Source organism: Escherichia sp. Marseille-Q3837, assembly GCF_916618735.1.
GTDB classification, from domain to species: domain Bacteria; phylum Pseudomonadota; class Gammaproteobacteria; order Enterobacterales; family Enterobacteriaceae; genus Escherichia; species Escherichia ruysiae.
The window spans coordinates 1,191,395-1,213,635 of record NZ_CAKAKC010000001.1; the positions used below are offsets into that span (position 1 = coordinate 1,191,395).

Here is a 22,241-nt window from a genome sequence, read left to right on the forward strand (position 1 = left end):
AAAACCCGGCAGCGGATTGTGCTAACTCCGACGGGAGCAAATCCGTGAAAGATTTATTAAAGTTTCTGAAAGCGCAGACTAAAACCGAAGAGTTTGATGCGATCAAAATTGCTCTGGCATCGCCAGACATGATCCGTTCATGGTCTTTCGGTGAAGTTAAAAAGCCGGAAACCATCAACTACCGTACGTTCAAACCTGAGCGTGACGGCCTTTTCTGCGCCCGTATCTTTGGGCCGGTAAAAGACTACGAGTGCCTGTGCGGTAAGTACAAGCGCCTGAAACACCGTGGCGTTATCTGTGAGAAGTGCGGCGTTGAAGTGACCCAGACCAAAGTACGCCGTGAGCGTATGGGCCACATCGAGCTGGCTTCTCCGACTGCGCACATCTGGTTCCTGAAATCTCTGCCGTCCCGTATCGGCCTGCTGCTCGATATGCCGCTGCGCGATATCGAACGCGTGCTGTACTTCGAATCCTATGTGGTAATCGAAGGCGGTATGACCAACCTGGAACGCCAGCAGATCCTGACTGAAGAGCAGTATCTGGACGCGCTGGAAGAGTTCGGTGACGAATTCGACGCGAAAATGGGGGCGGAAGCAATCCAGGCTCTGCTGAAGAGCATGGATCTGGAGCAAGAGTGCGAACAGCTGCGTGAAGAGCTGAACGAAACTAACTCCGAAACCAAGCGCAAGAAGCTGACCAAGCGTATCAAACTGCTGGAAGCGTTCGTTCAGTCTGGTAACAAGCCAGAGTGGATGATCCTGACCGTTCTGCCGGTACTGCCGCCAGATCTACGTCCGCTGGTTCCGCTGGATGGTGGTCGTTTCGCGACTTCTGACCTGAACGATCTGTATCGTCGCGTCATTAACCGTAACAACCGTCTGAAACGTCTGCTGGATCTGGCTGCGCCGGACATCATCGTACGTAACGAAAAACGTATGCTGCAGGAAGCGGTAGACGCCCTGCTGGATAACGGTCGTCGCGGTCGTGCGATCACCGGTTCTAACAAGCGTCCTCTGAAATCTTTGGCCGACATGATCAAAGGTAAACAGGGTCGTTTCCGTCAGAACCTGCTCGGTAAGCGTGTTGACTACTCCGGTCGTTCTGTAATCACCGTAGGTCCATACCTGCGTCTGCATCAGTGCGGTCTGCCGAAGAAAATGGCGCTGGAGCTGTTCAAACCGTTCATCTACGGCAAGCTGGAACTGCGTGGTCTTGCTACCACCATTAAAGCTGCGAAGAAAATGGTTGAGCGCGAAGAAGCTGTCGTTTGGGATATCCTGGACGAAGTTATCCGCGAACACCCGGTACTGCTAAACCGTGCACCGACTCTGCACCGTCTGGGTATCCAGGCATTTGAACCGGTACTGATCGAAGGTAAAGCTATCCAGCTGCACCCGCTGGTTTGTGCGGCATATAACGCCGACTTCGATGGTGACCAGATGGCTGTTCACGTACCGCTGACGCTGGAAGCCCAGCTGGAAGCGCGTGCGCTGATGATGTCTACCAACAACATCCTGTCCCCGGCGAACGGCGAACCAATCATCGTTCCGTCTCAGGACGTTGTACTGGGTCTGTACTACATGACCCGTGACTGTGTTAACGCCAAAGGCGAAGGCATGGTGCTGACTGGCCCGAAAGAAGCAGAACGTATTTATCGCGCTGGCCTGGCCTCTCTGCATGCGCGCGTTAAAGTGCGTATCACTGAATACGAAAAAGATGCTAACGGTGAATTAGTAGCGAAAACCAGCCTGAAGGACACGACCGTTGGCCGTGCCATTCTGTGGATGATTGTACCGAAAGGTCTGCCTTACTCCATCGTCAACCAGGCGCTGGGTAAAAAAGCAATCTCCAAAATGCTGAACACCTGCTACCGCATTCTCGGCTTGAAACCGACCGTTATTTTTGCGGACCAGATCATGTACACCGGCTTTGCATATGCAGCGCGTTCCGGTGCATCGGTTGGTATCGATGACATGGTCATCCCGGAGAAGAAACACGAAATCATCTCCGAGGCAGAAGCAGAAGTTGCTGAAATTCAGGAGCAGTTCCAGTCTGGTCTGGTAACTGCGGGCGAACGCTACAACAAAGTTATCGATATCTGGGCTGCGGCGAACGATCGTGTATCCAAAGCGATGATGGATAACCTGCAAACTGAAACCGTTATTAACCGTGACGGTCAGGAAGAGAAGCAGGTTTCCTTCAACAGCATCTACATGATGGCCGACTCCGGTGCGCGTGGTTCTGCGGCACAGATTCGTCAGCTTGCTGGTATGCGTGGTCTGATGGCGAAGCCGGATGGCTCCATCATCGAAACGCCAATCACCGCGAACTTCCGTGAAGGTCTGAACGTACTCCAGTACTTCATCTCCACCCACGGTGCTCGTAAAGGTCTGGCGGATACCGCACTGAAAACTGCGAACTCCGGTTACCTGACTCGTCGTCTGGTTGACGTGGCGCAGGACCTGGTGGTTACTGAAGACGATTGTGGTACTCATGAAGGTATCATGATGACTCCGGTTATCGAGGGTGGCGATGTTAAAGAGCCGCTGCGCGATCGCGTACTGGGTCGTGTAACTGCAGAAGACGTTCTGAAGCCGGGTACTGCCGATATCCTCGTTCCGCGCAACACGCTGCTGCATGAACAGTGGTGTGACCTGCTGGAAGAGAACTCTGTCGACGCGGTTAAAGTACGTTCTGTTGTATCCTGTGACACCGACTTTGGTGTATGTGCGCACTGCTACGGTCGTGACCTGGCGCGTGGCCACATCATCAACAAAGGTGAAGCAATCGGTGTTATCGCGGCACAGTCCATCGGTGAACCGGGTACTCAGCTGACCATGCGTACGTTCCACATCGGTGGTGCGGCGTCCCGTGCGGCTGCTGAATCCAGCATCCAGGTGAAAAACAAAGGTAGCATCAAGCTCAGCAACGTGAAGTCGGTTGTGAACTCCAGCGGTAAACTGGTTATCACTTCCCGTAACACCGAACTGAAACTGATCGACGAATTTGGTCGTACCAAAGAAAGCTACAAAGTGCCTTACGGTGCGGTACTGGCGAAAGGTGATGGCGAACAGGTTGCAGGCGGCGAAACCGTTGCAAACTGGGACCCGCACACCATGCCGGTTATCACTGAAGTAAGCGGTTTTGTTCGCTTCACCGATATGATTGACGGTCAGACCATTACTCGTCAGACCGACGAACTGACCGGTCTGTCTTCGCTGGTAGTTCTGGATTCCGCAGAACGTACCGCAGGTGGTAAAGATCTGCGTCCGGCACTGAAAATCGTTGATGCTCAGGGTAACGACGTTCTGATCCCTGGTACTGATATGCCTGCGCAGTACTTCCTGCCGGGTAAAGCGATTGTTCAGCTGGAAGATGGCGTACAGATCAGCTCTGGTGACACCCTGGCGCGTATTCCGCAGGAATCTGGCGGTACTAAGGACATCACCGGTGGTCTGCCGCGCGTTGCGGATCTGTTCGAAGCACGTCGTCCGAAAGAGCCGGCAATCCTGGCTGAAATCAGCGGTGTCGTTTCCTTCGGTAAAGAAACCAAAGGTAAACGTCGTCTGGTTATCACTCCGGTAGACGGCAGCGAACCTTACGAAGAGATGATTCCGAAATGGCGTCAGCTCAACGTGTTCGAAGGTGAACGTGTAGAACGTGGTGACGTCATTTCCGATGGTCCGGAAGCGCCGCACGACATTCTGCGTCTGCGTGGTGTTCATGCTGTGACTCGTTACATCGTTAACGAAGTACAGGACGTATACCGTCTGCAGGGCGTTAAGATTAACGATAAACACATCGAAGTTATCGTTCGTCAGATGCTGCGTAAAGCCACCATCGTTAACGCGGGTAGCTCCGACTTCCTGGAAGGCGAACAGGTTGAATACTCTCGCGTCAAGATCGCAAACCGCGAACTGGAAGCGAACGGCAAAGTGGGTGCAACTTATGCCCGCGATCTGCTGGGTATCACCAAAGCGTCTCTGGCAACCGAGTCGTTCATCTCTGCGGCATCGTTCCAGGAGACCACTCGCGTACTGACCGAAGCAGCTGTTGCGGGCAAACGCGATGAACTGCGCGGTCTGAAAGAGAACGTTATCGTAGGTCGTCTGATCCCGGCAGGTACGGGTTATGCGTATCACCAGGATCGTATGCGCCGCCGTGCTGCGGGCGAAGCTCCGGCTGCACCGCAGGTGACTGCAGAAGACGCGTCTGCCAGCTTGGCAGAACTGCTGAACGCAGGTCTGGGCGGTTCTGATAACGAGTAATCGTTAATCCGCAAATAACGTAAAAACCCGCTTCGGCGGGTTTTTTTATGGGGGCGATTCAGGAAAAGACCATTTATCAGAATATTTAACGAATTTCTGGATGCTCATAATAAATGTAAAGCTGGCTAACATCCTGAAACTGACTGAACTAATTGAGTCAAAGTTGGCAAGGATTCGATACTATTCCCGTGTAACTTTCTTAAGGAACGAGAATGAAACAGGAAGTAGAGAAGTGGCGGCCTTTTGAACATCCGGATGGTAACGTTCGTGATTTATCGTTTCTTGATGCTCATCAGGCCGTCTACGTTCAGCATCATGAGGGCAAAGAGCCTTTAGAGTATCGCTTTTGGGTTACCTACCCTCTTCACTGTTTCACAAAAGATTATGAACATCAGACGAACGAAGAAAAACTATCGTTAATGTATTATGCGCCTAAAGAATCTCGCCCCTTCTGCCAGCATCGCTATAACTTAGCGCGTATGCACTTAAAAAGAGCTATTTTGGCGCAGCCAGAATGCAAAGTTATTCATGCCGGGTATGGTAGTTATGCCGTGATTGAAGTGGAGTTAGAGGGAGGAGAAAAGAAATTTTACTTTGTTGCGTTCAAAGTTTTTAGAGAAAAGAAAAAACTACGCTTGCATGTAACTAGTGCTTATCCCATTTCTGAAAAACAGAAAGGTAAAGCAGTGAAATTTTTTACCATCGCCTACAACCTATTAAGAAATAAGTCGCTTCCTCAGCCCTCAAAATAACAAAACCCACCTTAAGGTGGGTTTCGCCAGAGAATCATCTCTGGTATTCAGAACGCCATTACCGGACTTTGCCTTGACCTTGCGATAATCGCAGGTTGCGGGATGTCTGAATTTCTTCAGTCTGCTGCATCCAGGAAGATGAGAACATGTGTTCTTATTTTCGTCTGTATCATAGTCGAGTATTTACTCTCTTACAATCAGATCTCTTTCATTGTTCAACAGGTAGTGACTCCAGACTTTGCATTGTGAAATTTTTAAGAAAGGCAGGGCGAAACGAGGAAGAAGCTTTTCGCCCTGGACAACATTCCTGCTGACGGTACTACCATAAAAAAACGCAACGCTTTCAACAACCTTCCGTTTTTCATCTTCCGTAGCAGCTCGGAATAAATTTACGTTCTTACATTCTGTCTCATGGCCTTTGCGAGGCGCGTCCCAGATAGTTGTCCCAGTCTTTCCATATCGGCTGCAAACCCTGAGCGATTAATGCGGCAGCAACCGTTTCAGGTCGGCGATCGTCGTGCGGTGAGAACTGTTCCAGCTCGGGGTGATTGTCGGCATAGCCACCTGGCTGCGTTTTCGAGAAGGCGCTGACGTTATTAATTGCCAGCGGAATAACGCGATCGCGAAACCACGGTGATTCCCGCGTGGAGAGTGAGAGTTCAATCTCCGGCGCAAGCAGACGGAAGGCGCAGATGGTTTGCACTAACTGGCGTTCATCCATAATCGACGCAGGCTCAATCCCGCCAGTACACGGGCGCAGGCGCGGGAAGGAGACGGAATAACGACTTTGCCAGTAATGCTGTTGCAGCCACAGTAAATGCTCGGCAACCATATAGCAGTCAACTCGCCAGCTGTCAGAAAGGCCGATTAGCGCGCCGAGGCCTATCTTATCAATCCCCGCGCGACCCAGCCGATCCGGCGTTTCCAGTCGCCAGAAAAAGTCCTGTTTTTTACCTTTCAGATGATGGCGGGCATATGTCGCCTCGTGATACGTCTCCTGATAAACCATTACCCCATCGAGACCAAGTTGCTTTAACTCGGCGTATTCCGCTTCCGCCAGCGGCTGTACTTCCATCTGTAGTGAAGAGAACTGTTCACGCAGGGCAGGGAGATGACGACGAAAGTAATCCATTCCCACTTTTGCCTGATGTTCACCAGTGACCAGCAACAGATGCTCAAAGCCCATTTCCCGAATAGCGGCGCTTTCTCTGGCGATATCTGCTTCATCCAGCGTTTTGCGCTTGATGCGATTGCTCATGGAAAATCCACAGTACGTGCAGTCGTTAGCGCAAAGATTGGAAAGATAAAGCGGGACGTAGAAGCTGACGACGTTGCCAAATCGCTGACGAGTCAGACGCTGCGCCCGTTGAGCCAGTGGTTCCAGGTATTCACTGGCGGCTGGCGATAACAGCGCCATCATGTCGTCGCGGGTAAGTGGCGCTGTACTCAGCGCCCGCTCTACGTCAGCAGCCGTTTTGCTGTTGATACGCAGGCGGATGTCGTCCCAGTCCAGTTGCCGCCAGCGGTCGCTGAAGGTTTTCATGCCGATGCCTCCAGAAATCCGGTTAGTGGGCTGGTGGCATGAGCAAAATGACTGCGGCTGCCAGGTCCGGCCTGACGTGCCAGCAGGCCCGCTTCTACCGCCAGGCGAAATGCCTTCGCCATGGTGACGGGATCGTCCGCGACGGCAATTGCCGTATTCACTAACACCGCATCGGCGCCCATTTCCAGCGCCTGCGCGGCATGGCTTGGAACGCCGATGCCAGCATCAACGACTACCGGAACCGTGGCCTGCTGGATAATAATCTCCAGCATGGCGCGGGTTTCTAGCCCCTGATTAGAACCAATCGGTGCACCGAGCGGCATCACCGCTGCACAGCCCACTTCTTCCAGACGTTTGCACAACACCGGATCGGCACCGCAGTAAGGCAGCACGACAAATCCTTGTTGCACCAGCGTTTCGGCGGCTTTCAGCGTTTCGATGGGATCGGGCAACAACCAGCGGGCGTCAGGGTGAATCTCCAGCTTCAGCCAGTGTGTTCCTAACGCTTCACGTGCCAGATGGGCAGCGAAAATGGCTTCTTCCGCCGTTTTCGCCCCAGAAGTATTCGGTAGCAGTGTCACACCCGCCGCGATAAGCGGGGCGAGGATAGCGTCATTGTGTTGGCGCAAGTCGACGCGTTTCATTGCCAGCGTCACCACCTGGCTGCCGGAAGCGCGGATCGCCTCCACCATAAGTTGTGAAGAGGCGAATTTCCCGGTGCCGGTAAACAGATGTGAATCAAACATTTTGTCCGCGATACGTAACATTTCAACCTCCTGCAATAACCTGAAAAAGCAGGATCTGGTCGCCATCCTGCACGATATGTTGCGCCCATTGCTCGCGCGGGACGATTTGCTGATTAATTGCCAGCGCCGCGCCTGCTTTTAGCTGATCGAGTTGTTCCAGCAGTTCGTGAACAGTTTGTCCGGTGGCACACTGCATCGGTTGATCGTTAAACAGAATCTGCATTGCGCCCTCCGCATACCGGACATCCGTTGGCGCGGCGCAACAACAGGCTGCGCCACTGGCTGGATTTACCGTCGAACAGTCGCAGTTCTCCTGTAGGCGTCTCTATACCGCTCAATAACTTAATCGCTTCCAGTGCCTGCAATGTCCCCATGACCCCGACCACCGGGCCAACCACGCCTGCCGTGCGGCAGTTGCGTTCTGGCTCCTGGTTATCCAGCCACAGGCAGCGATAACAACCGTGCTCCCAGGGCGGCGTTAATACCATCAACTGACCGCCAAATCCGACCGCGCTGGCGGTGATAAGTGGTGTGTTCAGTGCCACGCAGGCGGCGTTAATTTCCTGGCGAGTCGCCATATTGTCTGTACAGTCGAGCACCACATCGGCTTGTGCAACCGCATCTTTTAACGCCTCACCCGTTAACCGTTGTTGTAGTGCTGTCAGTTGAATATCGGGATTCAACAGTGTCAGTCGCTGATGGCTGACCTGCGATTTCGGGCGATCGATATCTTCAGTGGTAAAGAGGATTTGTCGTTGCAGATTGCTTAAATGCACATCGTCGTCATCTGCCAGTACCAGCGTCCCGACGCCAGCGCCCGCCAGGTATAGCGCAGCAGGTGTACCCAGCCCGCCAAGACCGATAATCAGCACCTGGCTGTCGAGCAGTTTTTGCTGCCCGTCAAGAGCGATATCGTCGAGCAGGATTTGGCGGCTATAACGCATAAAATCACGGTCATTCATTGCCAACTCCTGCAATTTCCAGCAACTGTGCCGTTGCCAAACGCCAGTCTGCCGCCTGGGTAATGGCACTGACGACGGCGATACTGCCGACACCCGTCGCCATCACCGCAGGCGCGCGCGCCAGACTGATACCGCCAATCGCCACGGTGGGATAATCCGCCAGTCGCTCAACATGCCGTGCCAGCTGTTCCAGCCCCTGCGGTGCAGAAGGCATCTGTTTGGTTTGCGTCGGGAACACATGTCCCAGTGCGATATAAGAAGGGCGTGCTGCCAGCGCGACGTCGATCTCCATATCGTCATGGGTCGAAACGCCAAGCCGCAGACCAGCCGCGCGGATGGCGCTGAGATCGGTAGATTGCAAATCTTCCTGCCCCAGATGGACGCCATACGCCTGATGCTTGATCGCCAGCCGCCAGTAATCATTAATAAACAGCCGCGCGTTATAGCGGCGACCCAGCTCAATTGCCGCTACGACATCGGCTTCCACCTCTTCATCGCGCTGATCTTTGATGCGTAGCTGGAGGGTTCGCACGCCAGCGTCCAGCAGACGTTCGATCCACTGTACGCTGTCCACCACCGGGTACAGCCCTAAACGAAAAGGTACAGGAGGAAAATCAGGCTGATACATCACGCTTCCTCCTTACGCAGATAGATTTCTCCGCCTCTGGCGCGGAAATTCTCCGACATATCCGCCATTCCCACTTCAATGGTTTGCGCGGCGGCGTAATCACGTACTTCCTGGCTGATTTTCATCGAGCAGAATTTCGGCCCACACATGGAGCAAAAATGGGCGACTTTACCGGACTCTTGCGGCAGGGTTTCATCGTGGTAAGCGCGAGCGGTAAATGGGTCGAGAGCCAGATTAAACTGGTCTTCCCAGCGAAATTCGAAGCGGGCTTTCGACATGGCGTTATCGCGAATTTGCGCGCCCGGATGCCCTTTTGCCAGGTCGGCAGCGTGGGCGGCAATCTTATAGGTGATAAGCCCTTGCTTAACGTCTTCTTTATTGGGCAGACCCAGGTGCTCTTTCGGCGTTACGTAACAGAGCATCGCGCAGCCAAACCAGCCGATCATCGCCGCACCAATCCCCGACGTGAAGTGGTCATAGCCTGGTGCAATATCGGTGGTCAGCGGCCCGAGGGTATAGAACGGCGCTTCATGGCAGTGCTCTAACTCCTCGGTCATATTACGGCGAATCATCTGCATCGGCACATGCCCGGGGCCTTCAATCATCACCTGTACGTCATATTCCCAGGCGATTTTGGTCAGTTCGCCCAGCGTATGCAGCTCGGCAAACTGCGCTTCATCGTTGGCGTCCTGAATCGAACCGGGGCGCAGGCCGTCGCCCAGCGACAGCGAAACGTCATAAGCAGCGCAGATTTCACAAATTTCGCGGAAATGTTGATAGAGGAAATTTTCCTGATGATGGGAGAGGCACCATTTCGCCATAATCGAACCGCCGCGCGAGACGATACCGGTCAGGCGTTTCGCAGTCATCGGCACATAGCGCAGGAGAACGCCTGCATGAATCGTGAAATAATCCACACCTTGCTCGGCCTGTTCCAGCAGCGTGTCGCGGAACGCTTCCCAGGTAAGATCTTCAGCGATCCCATTAACCTTCTCCAGTGCCTGGTAGATCGGCACAGTACCGATTGGCACCGGGCTGTTACGCAAAATCCATTCGCGGGTTTCGTGAATATAGCGACCGGTGGAAAGATCCATCACCGTATCCGCTCCCCAGCACGTAGACCACACCAGCTTTTCCACTTCTTCTTCGATGGAAGAGGTGACCGCCGAGTTGCCGATATTGGCGTTAACTTTTACCAGGAAGTTGCGACCAATAATCATCGGCTCTGATTCAGGATGGTTGATGTTGGCGGGGATAATGGCGCGTCCGGCAGCGACTTCATCACGGACAAATTCCGCAGTGATATTTTCCGGCAGACGTGCGCCAAAGCTCATTCCCGGATGCTGGTGGCGCAAAACTTCGCTGCGGATGCGCTCGCGTCCCATATTCTCGCGAATGGCGATGAATTCCATCTCCGGTGTGATGATGCCTTGACGGGCGTAGTGCAGTTGTGTGACGCGGTGGCCTGCTTTGGCGCGTTTTGGCGTTAATACGCCGCTAAAACGCAGCTCGTTGAGGCCATCATCTGCCAGCCGCGCTTTAGTGTAATCGGAACTGCGCACGGTAAGTTCTTCGCTATCGCCGCGTGCGTCGATCCACGGCTGACGCAGTTTTGCCAGCCCTTGCTGAACGTTAATGGCGATTTGCGGATCGCCATATGGGCCGGAGGTGTCATAAACCGGAATCGCTTCGTTTTCTTCGTACTGCGGCTGTTCTTTGCTGCCGCCGATTAGCGTCGGGCTAAGCTGGATCTCACGCATCGGCACGCGCACGCCGGGTTGTGTGCCAGTGATATAAATGCGTTTTGAGTTGGGAAAGGCGGTGCCTTCCAGGGTGTCGATAAAATGTTGCGCCTGGGCGCGTTGTTCGCGGCGGGTCAGTTTTATTGCAGACATAGCTCATTCCAAAAGTTAAGGACGTGGCTTGTCAGACGACGGATGAAGCAAGAGACGATCGCCGCAAAGGCGATACGGTAGCAGATTAACTCTTGTTCCCTTCGCAGGTATTAGCCTGATCAGGTTCCGCGGATCCCGAATGAACGGTCTCAGCCAGTTAAGGCACTCCGACAAGAAATTAGCCCCGAAAACGGGGCGTTGAATGTAAATTACGCGTTAACAGCGCAGAACTCAAGCAAGATGTTTGACGCGGGCGGCGTCAAGCACCAGCAGAATCAGCTTATCTTCCAGCACAAAGCGCGCTTCCAGCGCCTCGCCGATATCAGATAAAACCTGTTGAAATTCAAGGTAATTATCATGATCGATGGCGGTTTCCAGGCTGGAATCGTAGTAATCCATAATCTGTTGCGTATTGGCTTCGAGTTGCGGCCAAATCTTCGCGGCATGAGCGAGCTGCCCGTTGCCTTCCAGCTTATGAAGAATGCGCTCATAAATGCTGAAATGTCCGGCAGACAAGTAATCGACCAGACTCTGGCAAAAATCATCAAGGGCTTTTTCGTTTAGCCTCATGTACGATTCTTTGCCAGGCTTAATGCCAACCAGATTGTAGTAAGCCACGAGCAGATGCTTACGTACATGTAGCCAGCGATCAACCAGTTTGTTACTTCCTCTGACGTGCTCCGTCAGGTTATCGAGCTGGTTAAGCATGATTGACTCCGCAAGTTTGTATTCAAAAACTGCTCAGTGAGAAATGTAAAAACCATGTTAAACATGCCAGTGATGCAAAGGTAGTGCAAGAGCTATGGATCGTATAATTGAAAAATTAGATCACGGCTGGTGGGTCGTCAGTCATGAGCAAAAATTATGGTTGCCGAAGGGAGAATTGCCATATGGCAAAGCGGCAAATTTCGATCTTGTGGGTCAGCGCGCACTGCATATCGGCGAATGGCAAGGAGAACCTGTTTGGCTGGTGCAACAGCAGCGCCGCCATGATATGGGTTCGGTGCGCCAGGTCATTGATCTGGACGTCGGGCTATTTCAACTAGCCGGACGCGGCGTGCAACTGGCGGAGTTTTACCGCTCGCATAAATACTGCGGGTATTGCGGGCATGAAATGTATCCGAGCAAAACAGAATGGGCGATGCTGTGCAGCCACTGCCGTGAGCGTTACTACCCGCAAATCGCCCCCTGCATTATTGTTGCCATCCGTCGTGATGATTCGATTCTGCTCGCTCAGCATACCCGCCATCGTAACGGTGTCCATACGGTACTTGCCGGATTCGTCGAAGTGGGCGAAACCCTCGAACAGGCGGTCGCGCGGGAAGTAATGGAAGAGAGTGGCATCAAAGTCAAAAACCTGCGTTACGTGACTTCTCAGCCGTGGCCATTTCCTCAGTCATTAATGACTGCGTTTATGGCGGACTATGAGAGCGGCGACATCGTGATTGATCCAAAAGAACTGCTGGAGGCGAACTGGTATCGTTACGACGATTTACCCTTACTGCCACCTCCTGGCACCGTGGCGCGCCGTCTGATAGAAGATACGGTGGCGATGTGTCGGGCAGAGTATGAGTGATGATACACTGACCGCCTGACGCACTAAGGAACAGCCAAAATGACCGAACTTAAAAACGATCGTTATCTGCGGGCGCTGCTGCGCCAGCCCGTTGATGTCACTCCAGTATGGATGATGCGCCAGGCGGGTCGCTATCTACCAGAATATAAAGCCACGCGTGCTCAGGCGGGCGATTTTATGTCGCTTTGCAAAAACGCCGAACTGGCGTGCGAAGTGACTTTGCAGCCGCTGCGTCGCTATCCGTTGGACGCGGCGATCCTCTTTTCCGATATCCTCACCGTTCCGGACGCGATGGGATTAGGGCTCTATTTTGAAGCCGGAGAAGGTCCTCGTTTTACCTCGCCAGTCACCTGCAAAGCTGACGTTGATAAACTGCCAATTCCGGATCCGGAAGATGAACTGGGTTACGTGATGAACGCGGTGCGTACCATTCGCCGCGAACTGAAAGGCGAAGTGCCGCTGATTGGTTTTTCCGGCAGTCCGTGGACGCTGGCGACCTACATGGTGGAAGGCGGCAGCAGCAAAGCCTTCACCGTGATCAAAAAAATGATGTATGCCGATCCGCAGGCGTTACACGCGTTACTCGATAAACTGGCGAAAAGCGTCACCCTGTATCTGAATGCGCAGATTAAAGCCGGTGCTCAGGCGGTGATGATTTTCGACACCTGGGGCGGCGTGCTTACCGGGCGCGATTATCAACAGTTCTCGCTCTATTACATGCATAAAATTGTTGATGGTTTATTGCGTGAAAACGACGGTCGCCGCGTGCCCGTCACGCTGTTTACCAAAGGTGGCGGACAGTGGCTGGAAGCCATGGCAGAAACCGGTTGCGATGCGCTGGGACTGGACTGGACAACCGACATCGCCGATGCGCGCCGCCGCGTGGGCAATAAAGTCGCATTGCAGGGCAATATGGACCCGTCGATGCTGTACGCGCCACCAGCCCGAATTGAAGAAGAAGTAGCGACTATACTTGCAGGTTTCGGTCACGGCGAAGGTCATGTCTTTAACCTTGGTCACGGCATTCACCAGGATGTACCGCCAGAACATGCTGGCGTGTTTGTGGAGGCAGTGCATCGGTTATCTGAACAATATCACCGCTAAGGAGTAATTATGGATCTCGCGTCATTACGCGCTCAACAAATCGAACTGGCTTCTTCTGTGATCCGCGAGGATCGACTCGATAAAGATCCACCGGATCTGATCGCCGGAGCCGATGTCGGGTTTGAACAGGGTGGAGAAGTGACGCGAGCGGCGATGGTGCTGCTGAAATATCCCACTCTTGAGTTGGTGGAGTATAAAGTGGCACGCATTGCTACCACCATGCCTTACATCCCGGGGTTTCTCTCCTTCCGTGAATATCCTGCCCTGCTGGCAGCGTGGGAGATGCTGTCACAAAAGCCGGATTTAGTGTTTGTTGATGGCCACGGGATCTCGCATCCGCGCCGCCTTGGCGTCGCCAGCCATTTTGGCTTATTAGTGGATGTGCCGACTATTGGCGTGGCGAAAAAACGGCTATGCGGTAAATTCGAACCGCTCTCCAGCGAACCGGGCGCGCTGGCGCCGCTGATGGATAAAGGCGAGCAGCTGGCCTGGGTCTGGCGCAGCAAAGTACGCTGCAACCCGCTGTTTATCGCTACGGGTCATCGGGTCAGCGTGGATAGCGCGCTGGCGTGGGTACAACGCTGCATGAAAGGCTATCGTCTGCCAGAGCCAACGCGTTGGGCGGATGCCGTGGCCTCGGAACGTCCGGCATTCGTGCGCTATACAGCAAATCAGCCCTAATTCAGGTAAACTGCGGATAATTTCCGTACTTGAGAACTCAACATGTTACAAAACCCGATTCATCTGCGTCTGGAGCGCCTGGAAAGCTGGCAGCACGTCACTTTCATGGCTTGCTTATGCGAACGCATGTACCCCAATTACGCCATGTTCTGCCAGCAAACCGGTTTTGGTGATGGGCAAATTTACCGCCGTATTCTCGATCTCATTTGGGAAACACTGACCGTCAAAGACGCAAAAGTGAATTTCGACAGCCAACTGGAGAAATTTGAGGAAGCGATTCCTTCTGCGGACGATTTCGATCTGTACGGCGTTTATCCGGCAATTGATGCCTGCGTGGCGTTAAGTGAACTGGTTCATTCGCGTTTGAGTGGCGAAACGCTCGAACACGCGGTGGAAGTGAGTAAGACCTCCATCACTACCGTTGCGATGCTGGAAATGACTCAGGCTGGTCGCGAAATGAGCGATGAAGAGCTGAAAGAAAACCCAGCCGTTGAGCAAGAATGGGACATTCAGTGGGAAATATTCCGACTTTTAGCCGAGTGTGAAGAACGCGACATCGAGCTGATAAAAGGCCTTAGGGCAGACCTGCGTGAGGCGGGTGAGAGCAATATTGGTATAATTTTTCAGCAATAAGACCAGAAAACGTGAATTAACGCCTGATTTGTCGTACCTGGAGTCTTCCCTTTCGCCCCCCGTCTGGTCTACATTTGGGGGGCGAAAAAAAGTGGCTATCGGTGCGTGTATGCAGGAGAGTGCTATTCTGGCATTTCCGTCGCACTCGATGCTTAGCAAGCGATAAACACATTGTAAGGATAACTTATGAACAAGACTCAACTGATTGATGTAATTGCAGAGAAAGCAGAACTGTCCAAAACCCAGGCTAAAGCTGCTCTGGAGTCCACTCTGGCTGCAATTACTGAGTCTCTGAAAGAAGGCGATGCTGTACAACTGGTTGGTTTCGGAACCTTCAAAGTGAACCACCGCGCTGAGCGTACTGGCCGCAACCCGCAGACCGGTAAAGAAATCAAAATCGCCGCAGCTAACGTACCGGCATTTGTTTCTGGCAAGGCACTGAAAGACGCAGTTAAGTAAGATTGCGTGGCAGTGAACAGTTTTAACGAAGGGGTGGTTTCACCCCTTTTGTCTTTCTGGCGTCACTCATTGATGCTGGCAGGTGTACTGTTTCTCACTGCCTGTAGCCACAACTCTTCACTTCCTCCCTTTACTGCCAGTGGTTTTGCTGAAGACCAGGGCGCGGTACGTATCTGGCGAAAAGACAGCGGTGACAATGTGCATTTGCTTGCTGTGTTCAGCCCGTGGCGCAATGGCGATACCACGACGCGAGAGTATCGCTGGCAGGGCGATAACCTCACACTTATCAATATCAACGTCTACAGTAAACCGCCGGTGAACATTCGCGCGCGTTTTGACGATCGCGGCGACCTGAGCTTTATGCAACGTGAATCCGACGGGGAAAAGCAGCAGCTTTCTAACGACCAAATCGATTTATACCGTTATCGCGCTGACCAAATCCGCCAGATTAGCGATGCTTTACGCCAGGGGAGAGTGGTGCTGCGTCAGGGACGCTGGCATGAGATGGAACAGACCGTAACCACCTGCGAAGGGCAAACCATTAAACCTGATTTAGATTCGCAGGCGATAGCGCATATCGAGCGCCGCCAGAGCAGCTCTTCTGTTGATGTCAGCGTGGCATGGCTGGAAGCGCCCGAAGGTTCGCAATTACTGTTAGTGGCAAACTCTGATTTCTGTCGCTGGCAACCCAACGAGAAAACGTTCTGATTTACCAGTGACCCATACCCATATGACCGCCACCACCGCAGCCGCCGTAACCCATGCCCATTCCTGCACCGCGCGGAATACCCGCTTCAGCCATCGCGATATCCCGTTTCACCCGTAACTCATCTAACGACTGACGCAAAGTCTCCATCTCTTTGGCGACCGCATTAATTTTGCTGCTATCCGGTGGGTTAGCGGCTAACAGAGCGTTGTATTCATAACGCTTCGTCACCAGTTGCTGTTGCAGCGCGCTGCTTTGAGCATAAAAGTCATTATGGATTTTCTGCCACGCCGTCTGTTGTTCGCTGGTCAAAGGCGCGGCATTTTGCTGCCACATACCGTGTCCGCCGTGGGCAAATGCAGATGTTGATCCCATCGCCATTGCTGAAAGCGCCATCATCACCAGGGCAATTTTCGTGTTCCGTTTCATGGTTAATCCTCCAGTGGTTGTCTTACTTTGGGTATTGCATCTTCCGTGCCAACGACGAAACGCTGACGTGACGGGAAATCTGGCATGATAAGCGAGTAAAAATGACTCGCCTGATGTGGGTAGCGAGTCATTTTTACTCATTGAAACATAAGCGTTTGTGTTACAGCGCAGGGTAAACGCTGATCAAAGATGGCATGATTTCTGCTGTCAAAAAGGGATGAACAGGCAAAAAAGAAGAAGATGCGTTTTATGCAACGTTCTAAAGACTCCTTAGCCAAATGGTTAAGCGCCATCCTGCCCGTGGCCATTGTTGGGCTGGTGGGGCTGTTTGCGGTGACAGTAATTCGCGATTATGGGCGCGAGACTGCCGCCGCCAGACAAACGCTTCTGGAAAAAGGCAGTGTACTTATCCGTGCTCTCGAATCCGGCTCGCGCGTCGGCATGGGGATGCGCATGCATCATGCGCAGCAGCAGGCCTTACTGGAAGAAATGGCCGGACAGCCTGGAGTACGTTGGTTTGCGGTCACGGATGAACAAGGAATAATCGTGATGCATAGCAACTCCGGCATGGTGGGAAAACAGCTTTATTCCCCGCAGGAAATGCAGCAGTTACATCCGGGAGATGAAGAAGCGTGGCGGCGGATCGATAGCGCAGACGGCGAGCCTGTTCTGGAAATTTATCGCCAGTTTCAACCGATGTTTGCTGCTGGAATGCACCAGATGCGCCATATGCAGCAGTATGCCGCGACACCACAAGCAATTTTTATCGCTTTCGACGCCAGTAACATTGTGAGTGCTGAAGATCGTGAGCAGAGAAACACCCTGATTATCCTCTTCGCCCTGGCGACGGTCTTGCTGGCAAGCGTGTTGTCATTCTTCTGGTATCGCCGGTATCTGCGCTCGCGCAAGCTTCTACAGGATGAGATGAAGCGCAAAGAGAAGCTGGTGGCGCTGGGGCATCTGGCGGCAGGTGTTGCCCATGAAATTCGCAATCCGCTTTCCTCAATTAAAGGGCTGGCGAAATATTTTGCCGAACGAGCACCAGAGGGTGGGGAAGCGCACCAACTGGCGCAGGTAATGGCGAAAGAGGCCGACCGTTTAAACCGCGTGGTCAGCGAGTTACTGGAACTGGTTAAGCCAACGCATCTGGCTTTGCAGGCGGTGGATCTCAACACCCTGATTAACCACTCATTACAGTTGGTAAGCCAGGATGCAAACAGCCGGGAAATTCAGTTGCGCTTTACCGCCAACGACACATTGCCGCAAATTCAGGCAGATCCGGATCGGCTGACCCAGGTTCTGTTGAATCTCTATCTCAATGCTATTCAGGCGATTGGTCAGCATGGGGTGATTAGCGTGGTGGCCAGCGAAAGCGGCACAGGCGTGAAAATCAGCGTTACCGACAACGGTAAGGGAATTGCGGCGGATCAGCTTGAAGCCATCTTCACTCCGTACTTCACCACCAAAGCCGAAGGCACCGGACTGGGGTTGGCGGTCGTGCATAATATTGTTGAACAACACGGTGGTACAATTCAGGTCGCAAGCCAGGAGGGGAAAGGCGCAACGTTCACTCTATGGCTTCCGGTCAATATTACGCGTAAGGACCCACAAGGATGACGCACGATAATATCGATATTCTGGTGGTGGATGATGACATTAGCCACTGCACCATCTTGCAGGCATTGCTGCGCGGTTGGGGCTATAACGTCGCGCTGGCGAACAGCGGGCAACAGGCGCTGGCACAGGTGCGGGAACAGGTTTTTGATCTTGTGCTTTGCGATGTGCGAATGGCGGAGATGGACGGCATCGCCACGTTGAAAGAGATCAAAGCGTTAAATCCGGCGATTCCGGTACTGATTATGACCGCTTACTCCAGCGTCGAGACGGCGGTAGAAGCACTGAAGACCGGGGCACTGGATTATCTCATTAAGCCGCTGGATTTCGATAACTTGCAGGCGACGCTGGAAAAGGCGCTCGCGCATACGCAGATTCTCGCTTCTGAAACGCCTGCGGTGTCTGCCAGCCAGTTTGGTATGGTCGGTAAAAGCCCGGCGATGCAACACCTGCTCAGTGAAATCGCCCTCGTCGCGCCATCGGAAGCCACGGTGCTGATCCACGGCGATTCCGGCACCGGTAAAGAGCTGGTCGCCAGGGCGATTCACGCCAGTAGCGCACGTAGCGAAAAACCGCTGGTAACGCTCAACTGCGCGGCACTCAACGAATCCTTACTGGAATCTGAATTGTTCGGTCACGAAAAAGGGGCGTTTACCGGCGCCGACAAACGGCGGGAAGGGCGCTTTGTTGAGGCAGACGGCGGCACGTTGTTTCTCGATGAAATTGGCGATATCTCGCCGATGATGCAGGTTCGTCTGCTGCGTGCGATTCAGGAGCGTGAAGTTCAGCGTGTCGGCAGCAACCAGACTATTTCGGTTGATGTTCGGCTGATTGCCGCGACCCATCGCGATCTTGCCGCTGAGGTAAAGGCCGGGCGTTTTCGCCAGGATCTCTACTATCGCCTGAACGTGGTGGCAATTGAAGTGCCGTCGCTGCGGCAACGGCGGGAAGATATTCCCCTGCTGGCTAACCATTTTCTTCAGCGATTTGCCGAACGCAATCGCAAGGCGGTAAAAGGCTTTACGCCCCAGGCGATGGATCTGCTGATTCACTACGACTGGCCGGGAAATATTCGCGAACTGGAAAACGCGGTAGAACGAGCGGTGGTGCTGCTGACCGGGGAATATATTTCCGAACGCGAGCTGCCGCTGGCGATTGCCAGTACGCCGATTCCGTTGGCGCAAAGTCAGGATATTCAGCCGCTGGTGGAAGTGGAAAAAGAGGTGATTCTGGCGGCGCTGGAGAAAACGGGCGGCAACAAAACCGAAGCCGCCCGTCAGTTAGGGATCACGCGCAAAACGCTATTGGCAAAACTGTCGCGTTAGTTCTGCTCGCGTTCGATGGCGCGCCAGCCGATATCTTTCCGGCAGAAGCAGTCATCCCAGTGGATATCAGTCATTAAGTCATAGGCGCGTTTCTGCGCTTCTGCCACGGTATGCCCCAGCGCGGTGACGCACAGTCCGCGCCCGCCGCTGGTCACCACCTGCTCGTCATCTGTCAGTTTTGTGCCCGCGTGGAACACTTTGCCGCCTTCGACTTCTTCCAGGGGCAGGCCGTGGATCACATCGCCAGTGCGATAATCGCCCGGATATCCACCCGCAGCCATCACCACGCCGAGAGAAGCGCGTTCATCCCACTCGGACGTTTTCTCGTCAAGCGTACCTTCACAGGCTGCCAGGCAGAGCTCAACCAGATCGGACTTCATGCGCAGCATAATCGGCTGGGTTTCCGGATCGCCAAAGCGGCAGTTAAACTCGATAACCTTCGGATTGCCCTGTTTGTCGATCATCAGGCCCGCGTAGAGAAAACCGGTGTAGGTGTTGCCTTCTGCCGCCATGCCTTTCACGGTTGGCCAGATGATACGTTCCATCGTGCGCTGATGAACTTCATCGGTTACTACCGGCGCTGGAGAGTAAGCACCCATTCCGCCGGTGTTCGGCCCGGTATCTTTATCGCCTACGCGTTTGTGATCCTGGCTGGTGGCCATCGGCAGCACATGCTCGCCGTCCACCATCACGATAAAGCTCGCTTCTTCGCCGTCGAGGAACTCTTCGATAACAATGCGATGACCCGCGTCGCCAAAGGCGTTGCCCGCCAGCATATCGTGAACAGCCGCTTCGGCTTCTTCCAGCGTCATCGCGACGATAACGCCTTTCCCGGCAGCCAGACCGTCAGCTTTAATGACGATTGGCGCGCCTTTCTCACGCAGATACGCCAGCGCAGGTTCTACCTCGGTGAAGTTCTGGTATTCCGCCGTAGGGATCTTATGGCGAGCCAGGAAATCCTTGGTAAACGCTTTCGACCCTTCCAGTTGCGCGGCACCTGCCGTCGGGCCGAAGATCTTCAGCCCAGCGGCGCGGAAGGTATCGACCACGCCTTTCACCAGCGGCGCTTCCGGGCCGACGATGGTCAGATCTACCTTTTCGTTTTGCGCGAAATCCAGCAGTGCCGGGATATCGGTCACGCCGATAGCGACGTTTTGCAGCGCAGGTTCCAGCGCCGTTCCCGCATTACCTGGTGCGACAAATACAGTCTCAACCAGCGGTGATTGCGCCGCTTTCCAGGCCAGCGCGTGTTCGCGCCCGCCGTTACCAATCACTAATACTTTCATCTGTCGCTCCATTAATGGCGGAAGTGGCGCATGTCGGTGAAGAGCATTGCAATACCGTGCTCGTCGGCGGCGGCAATCACTTCGTCATCACGGATAGAACCGCCAGGCTGGATTACGCAGGTCACGCCCGCAGCGGCGGCGGCATCAATACCGTCGCGGAACGGGAAGAACGCGTCAGAAGCCATCGAGGAACCTTTCACTTCCAGACCTTCATCGGCAGCTTTAATACCGGCGATTTTTGCGGAGTACACGCGGCTCATCTGGCCCGCGCCAATGCCGATGGTCATATTGTTTTTGGCATAGACAATGGCGTTGGATTTCACGAATTTCGCCACCTTCCAGCAGAACAGCGCATCACGCAGTTCCTGTTCGCTCGGCTGGCGTTTGGTGACGACGCGCAGTTCTTCCGCACCGACCATGCCCAGATCGCGATCCTGAACCAGCAGACCGCCGTTCACGCGTTTGAAATCAAGACCCGGAATACGTTCGCCCCACTGACCACAGGTCAGGACGCGAACGTTCTGTTTGGCGGCGGTGATTTTCAGGGCTTCTTCGCTGGCGGACGGCGCAATAATCACTTCGACAAACTGACGAGAAATGATGGCCTGTGCTGTTTCAGCATCCAGCTCGCGGTTAAAGGCAATGATGCCGCCGAATGCGGAGGTCGGGTCGGTTTTGTACGCGCGATCGTAAGCATCAAGAATGGAATTGCCGATAGCCACGCCGCAAGGGTTGGCGTGCTTCACAATGACACATGCCGGCTCGGCGAACTCTTTCACGCACTCCAGCGCCGCATCAGTATCGGCGATGTTGTTATAAGAGAGGGCTTTACCCTGAACCTGGGTTGCGGTGGCAACGGAGGCTTCTTTCACATTCTCTTCTATATAGAAGGCAGCCTGCTGGTGGCTGTTCTCGCCGTAACGCATATCCTGCTTCTTAATGAAGTTCAGGTTCAACGTGCGCGGGAAGCGACCGGCAGCTTCTTTGCTTTCACCGTGGTAAGCCGGAACCATGCTGCCGAAGTAGTTGGCAATCATGCTGTCGTAGGCGGCGGTGTGTTCGAAGGCTTTGATTGCGAGGTCGAAACGGGTTGCAAGCAGAAGCGAACCTTCGTTGGCATCCATCTCTTTAATAATGGCGTCGTAGTCGCTGCTCTTCACCACGATTGCGACATCTTTATGGTTCTTCGCTGCGGAGCGCACCATCGTTGGGCCGCCGATATCGATGTTCTCAACCGCATCTTCCAGCGAGCAGCCTTCACGAGCCACGGTCTGGGCGAACGGATACAGGTTAACAACCACCATATCGATAGGCTGGATCTGATGTTCTTCCATAATGGCATCGTCCTGGCCGCGACGGCCCAGAATGCCACCATGTACTTTCGGATGCAGAGTCTTCACACGTCCATCCATCATCTCCGGGAAACCGGTGTAATCGGAAACTTCGGTCACCGGCAGACCCTTTTCTGCTAACAGTCGGGCAGTGCCTCCTGTAGATAGCAGTTCCACACCGCGTGCGGAAAGTGCCTGAGCGAATTCGACGATACCGGCTTTGTCAGAAACACTGAGCAGAGCGCGGCGGACTGGACGACGTTGTTGCATGGTAAATCCCCTGGATTTGACTATTACAGAGAG

At 53.8% G+C, this 22,241-nt stretch carries 21 protein-coding genes and 1 riboswitch; of the genes, 10 read left to right on the forward strand and 11 right to left on the reverse strand.

The window, feature by feature from the left end:
* The first annotated feature begins 44 nt into the window (after positions 1-44).
* Positions 45-4,268: a DNA-directed RNA polymerase subunit beta' gene (rpoC, locus tag LG381_RS05595; RefSeq protein WP_000653937.1), complete on the forward strand. Its 4,224-nt coding sequence runs from the start codon at positions 45-47 to the stop codon at positions 4,266-4,268.
* 212 nt (positions 4,269-4,480) lie between these two features.
* The gene (locus LG381_RS05600) at positions 4,481-5,020 is read left to right on the forward strand and encodes a stationary phase growth adaptation protein (RefSeq protein ID WP_222680206.1); all 540 of its coding nucleotides are present in this window, start codon (positions 4,481-4,483) and stop codon (positions 5,018-5,020) included.
* Between the two features lie 409 nt (positions 5,021-5,429).
* On the opposite strand, the gene thiH is transcribed toward LG381_RS05600, so the two are convergent.
* The 7 genes from thiH to LG381_RS05635 form a co-directional block, all read right to left on the reverse strand.
* A complete protein-coding gene (thiH, locus tag LG381_RS05605) occupies positions 5,430-6,563 on the reverse strand; it encodes a 2-iminoacetate synthase ThiH (RefSeq protein WP_222680205.1) in 1,134 nt (377 codons plus the stop codon).
* Positions 6,560-7,330 carry a thiazole synthase gene (gene thiG / locus LG381_RS05610; protein WP_000944046.1) on the reverse strand — a complete coding sequence of 257 codons (771 nt, stop codon included), beginning with the start codon at positions 7,328-7,330 and terminating at the stop codon, positions 6,560-6,562. Before thiG ends, thiH begins: the two co-directional genes overlap by 4 nt.
* Before the next feature lies 1 nt (position 7,331).
* Positions 7,332-7,532 (reverse strand): sulfur carrier protein ThiS, encoded by a 201-nt coding sequence (gene thiS / locus LG381_RS05615; protein WP_001166240.1) that lies wholly within the window; start codon positions 7,530-7,532, stop codon positions 7,332-7,334.
* Complete coding sequence (gene thiF / locus LG381_RS05620; protein ID WP_222680204.1) at positions 7,516-8,271, reverse strand: thiazole biosynthesis adenylyltransferase ThiF; 756 nt, start codon at positions 8,269-8,271, stop codon at positions 7,516-7,518. The genes thiS and thiF overlap by 17 nt, the downstream gene beginning before the upstream one ends.
* Positions 8,264-8,899 (reverse strand): thiamine phosphate synthase, encoded by a 636-nt coding sequence (gene thiE / locus LG381_RS05625; RefSeq protein ID WP_225762972.1) that lies wholly within the window; start codon positions 8,897-8,899, stop codon positions 8,264-8,266. Before thiE ends, thiF begins: the two co-directional genes overlap by 8 nt.
* The gene (gene thiC / locus LG381_RS05630; protein WP_225762115.1) at positions 8,899-10,794 is read right to left on the reverse strand and encodes a phosphomethylpyrimidine synthase ThiC; all 1,896 of its coding nucleotides are present in this window, start codon (positions 10,792-10,794) and stop codon (positions 8,899-8,901) included. Before thiC ends, thiE begins: the two co-directional genes overlap by 1 nt.
* A gap of 79 nt (positions 10,795-10,873) precedes the next feature.
* Positions 10,874-10,974, reverse strand: a riboswitch (TPP riboswitch).
* Between the two features lie 51 nt (positions 10,975-11,025).
* The gene (locus LG381_RS05635; protein WP_000934290.1) at positions 11,026-11,502 is read right to left on the reverse strand and encodes an Rsd/AlgQ family anti-sigma factor; all 477 of its coding nucleotides are present in this window, start codon (positions 11,500-11,502) and stop codon (positions 11,026-11,028) included.
* A gap of 94 nt (positions 11,503-11,596) precedes the next feature.
* On the opposite strand from LG381_RS05635, the gene nudC reads away from it, so the two are divergent.
* From nudC to LG381_RS05665, 6 genes are all read left to right on the forward strand, one after another.
* Positions 11,597-12,370 carry an NAD(+) diphosphatase gene (gene nudC / locus LG381_RS05640; protein WP_000373950.1) on the forward strand — a complete coding sequence of 258 codons (774 nt, stop codon included), beginning with the start codon at positions 11,597-11,599 and terminating at the stop codon, positions 12,368-12,370.
* 39 nt (positions 12,371-12,409) lie between these two features.
* Positions 12,410-13,474 (forward strand): uroporphyrinogen decarboxylase, encoded by a 1,065-nt coding sequence (gene hemE, locus LG381_RS05645; RefSeq protein ID WP_000137657.1) that lies wholly within the window; start codon positions 12,410-12,412, stop codon positions 13,472-13,474.
* Positions 13,475-13,483: 9 nt separating this feature from the next.
* On the forward strand, positions 13,484-14,155 hold the full coding sequence (gene nfi, locus LG381_RS05650; protein ID WP_225762116.1) for a deoxyribonuclease V: 672 nt from the start codon (positions 13,484-13,486) through the stop codon (positions 14,153-14,155).
* 42 nt (positions 14,156-14,197) lie between these two features.
* Positions 14,198-14,788: a YjaG family protein gene (locus LG381_RS05655; RefSeq protein ID WP_000940106.1), complete on the forward strand. Its 591-nt coding sequence runs from the start codon at positions 14,198-14,200 to the stop codon at positions 14,786-14,788.
* 186 nt (positions 14,789-14,974) lie between these two features.
* On the forward strand, positions 14,975-15,247 hold the full coding sequence (gene hupA, locus LG381_RS05660) for a nucleoid-associated protein HU-alpha (RefSeq protein WP_001044513.1): 273 nt from the start codon (positions 14,975-14,977) through the stop codon (positions 15,245-15,247).
* Between the two features lie 12 nt (positions 15,248-15,259).
* Complete coding sequence (locus tag LG381_RS05665) at positions 15,260-15,955, forward strand: DUF1481 domain-containing protein (RefSeq protein WP_038809070.1); 696 nt, start codon at positions 15,260-15,262, stop codon at positions 15,953-15,955.
* A 1-nt stretch (position 15,956) separates the two neighbouring features.
* Here the strand turns inward: LG381_RS05665 and zraP are convergent, their stop codons facing one another.
* Positions 15,957-16,382, reverse strand: a complete 426-nt coding sequence (zraP, locus tag LG381_RS05670; RefSeq protein WP_032226623.1) for a zinc resistance sensor/chaperone ZraP — start codon at positions 16,380-16,382, stop codon at positions 15,957-15,959.
* A gap of 2 nt (positions 16,383-16,384) precedes the next feature.
* Complete coding sequence (locus LG381_RS22315) at positions 16,385-16,513, reverse strand: hypothetical protein (protein WP_071987976.1); 129 nt, start codon at positions 16,511-16,513, stop codon at positions 16,385-16,387.
* A 109-nt stretch (positions 16,514-16,622) separates the two neighbouring features.
* Between LG381_RS22315 and zraS the strand changes: the two genes are divergently transcribed.
* Both zraS and zraR read left to right on the forward strand, forming a co-directional pair.
* Entirely contained in the window at positions 16,623-17,999 is a 1,377-nt protein-coding gene (zraS, locus tag LG381_RS05675; protein ID WP_225762117.1) for a two-component system sensor histidine kinase ZraS, read from the forward strand.
* On the forward strand, positions 17,996-19,321 hold the full coding sequence (gene zraR / locus LG381_RS05680; RefSeq protein WP_225762118.1) for a sigma-54-dependent response regulator transcription factor ZraR: 1,326 nt from the start codon (positions 17,996-17,998) through the stop codon (positions 19,319-19,321). Before zraS ends, zraR begins: the two co-directional genes overlap by 4 nt.
* Here the strand turns inward: zraR and purD are convergent.
* Together purD and purH are read right to left on the reverse strand one after the other, a co-directional pair.
* Entirely contained in the window at positions 19,318-20,607 is a 1,290-nt protein-coding gene (gene purD / locus LG381_RS05685) for a phosphoribosylamine--glycine ligase (protein WP_225762119.1), read from the reverse strand. The genes zraR and purD overlap by 4 nt on opposite strands.
* Before the next feature lie 11 nt (positions 20,608-20,618).
* Entirely contained in the window at positions 20,619-22,208 is a 1,590-nt protein-coding gene (gene purH, locus LG381_RS05690; protein ID WP_225762120.1) for a bifunctional phosphoribosylaminoimidazolecarboxamide formyltransferase/IMP cyclohydrolase, read from the reverse strand.
* Positions 22,209-22,241: the final 33 nt, after the last annotated feature.

Coding starts and splice junctions, on each gene's coding strand:
- purD (WP_225762119.1), bottom strand. CDS start 20,607: ATGAAAGTATTAGTGATTGGTAACGGCGGGCGCGAACACGCGCTGGCC.
- thiH (WP_222680205.1), bottom strand. CDS start 6,563: ATGAAAACCTTCAGCGACCGCTGGCGGCAACTGGACTGGGACGACATC.
- purH (WP_225762120.1), bottom strand. CDS start 22,208: ATGCAACAACGTCGTCCAGTCCGCCGCGCTCTGCTCAGTGTTTCTGAC.
- hemE (WP_000137657.1), top strand. CDS start 12,410: ATGACCGAACTTAAAAACGATCGTTATCTGCGGGCGCTGCTGCGCCAG.
- zraP (WP_032226623.1), bottom strand. CDS start 16,382: ATGAAACGGAACACGAAAATTGCCCTGGTGATGATGGCGCTTTCAGCA.
- LG381_RS05655 (WP_000940106.1), top strand. CDS start 14,198: ATGTTACAAAACCCGATTCATCTGCGTCTGGAGCGCCTGGAAAGCTGG.
- zraR (WP_225762118.1), top strand. CDS start 17,996: ATGACGCACGATAATATCGATATTCTGGTGGTGGATGATGACATTAGC.
- thiG (WP_000944046.1), bottom strand. CDS start 7,330: ATGTTACGTATCGCGGACAAAATGTTTGATTCACATCTGTTTACCGGC.
- LG381_RS05635 (WP_000934290.1), bottom strand. CDS start 11,502: ATGCTTAACCAGCTCGATAACCTGACGGAGCACGTCAGAGGAAGTAAC.
- LG381_RS22315 (WP_071987976.1), bottom strand. CDS start 16,513: ATGACTCGCTACCCACATCAGGCGAGTCATTTTTACTCGCTTATCATG.
- thiF (WP_222680204.1), bottom strand. CDS start 8,271: ATGAATGACCGTGATTTTATGCGTTATAGCCGCCAAATCCTGCTCGAC.
- thiS (WP_001166240.1), bottom strand. CDS start 7,532: ATGCAGATTCTGTTTAACGATCAACCGATGCAGTGTGCCACCGGACAA.
- thiC (WP_225762115.1), bottom strand. CDS start 10,794: ATGTCTGCAATAAAACTGACCCGCCGCGAACAACGCGCCCAGGCGCAA.
- nfi (WP_225762116.1), top strand. CDS start 13,484: ATGGATCTCGCGTCATTACGCGCTCAACAAATCGAACTGGCTTCTTCT.
- zraS (WP_225762117.1), top strand. CDS start 16,623: ATGCGTTTTATGCAACGTTCTAAAGACTCCTTAGCCAAATGGTTAAGC.
- LG381_RS05600 (WP_222680206.1), top strand. CDS start 4,481: ATGAAACAGGAAGTAGAGAAGTGGCGGCCTTTTGAACATCCGGATGGT.
- thiE (WP_225762972.1), bottom strand. CDS start 8,899: ATGTATCAGCCTGATTTTCCTCCTGTACCTTTTCGTTTAGGGCTGTAC.
- hupA (WP_001044513.1), top strand. CDS start 14,975: ATGAACAAGACTCAACTGATTGATGTAATTGCAGAGAAAGCAGAACTG.
- nudC (WP_000373950.1), top strand. CDS start 11,597: ATGGATCGTATAATTGAAAAATTAGATCACGGCTGGTGGGTCGTCAGT.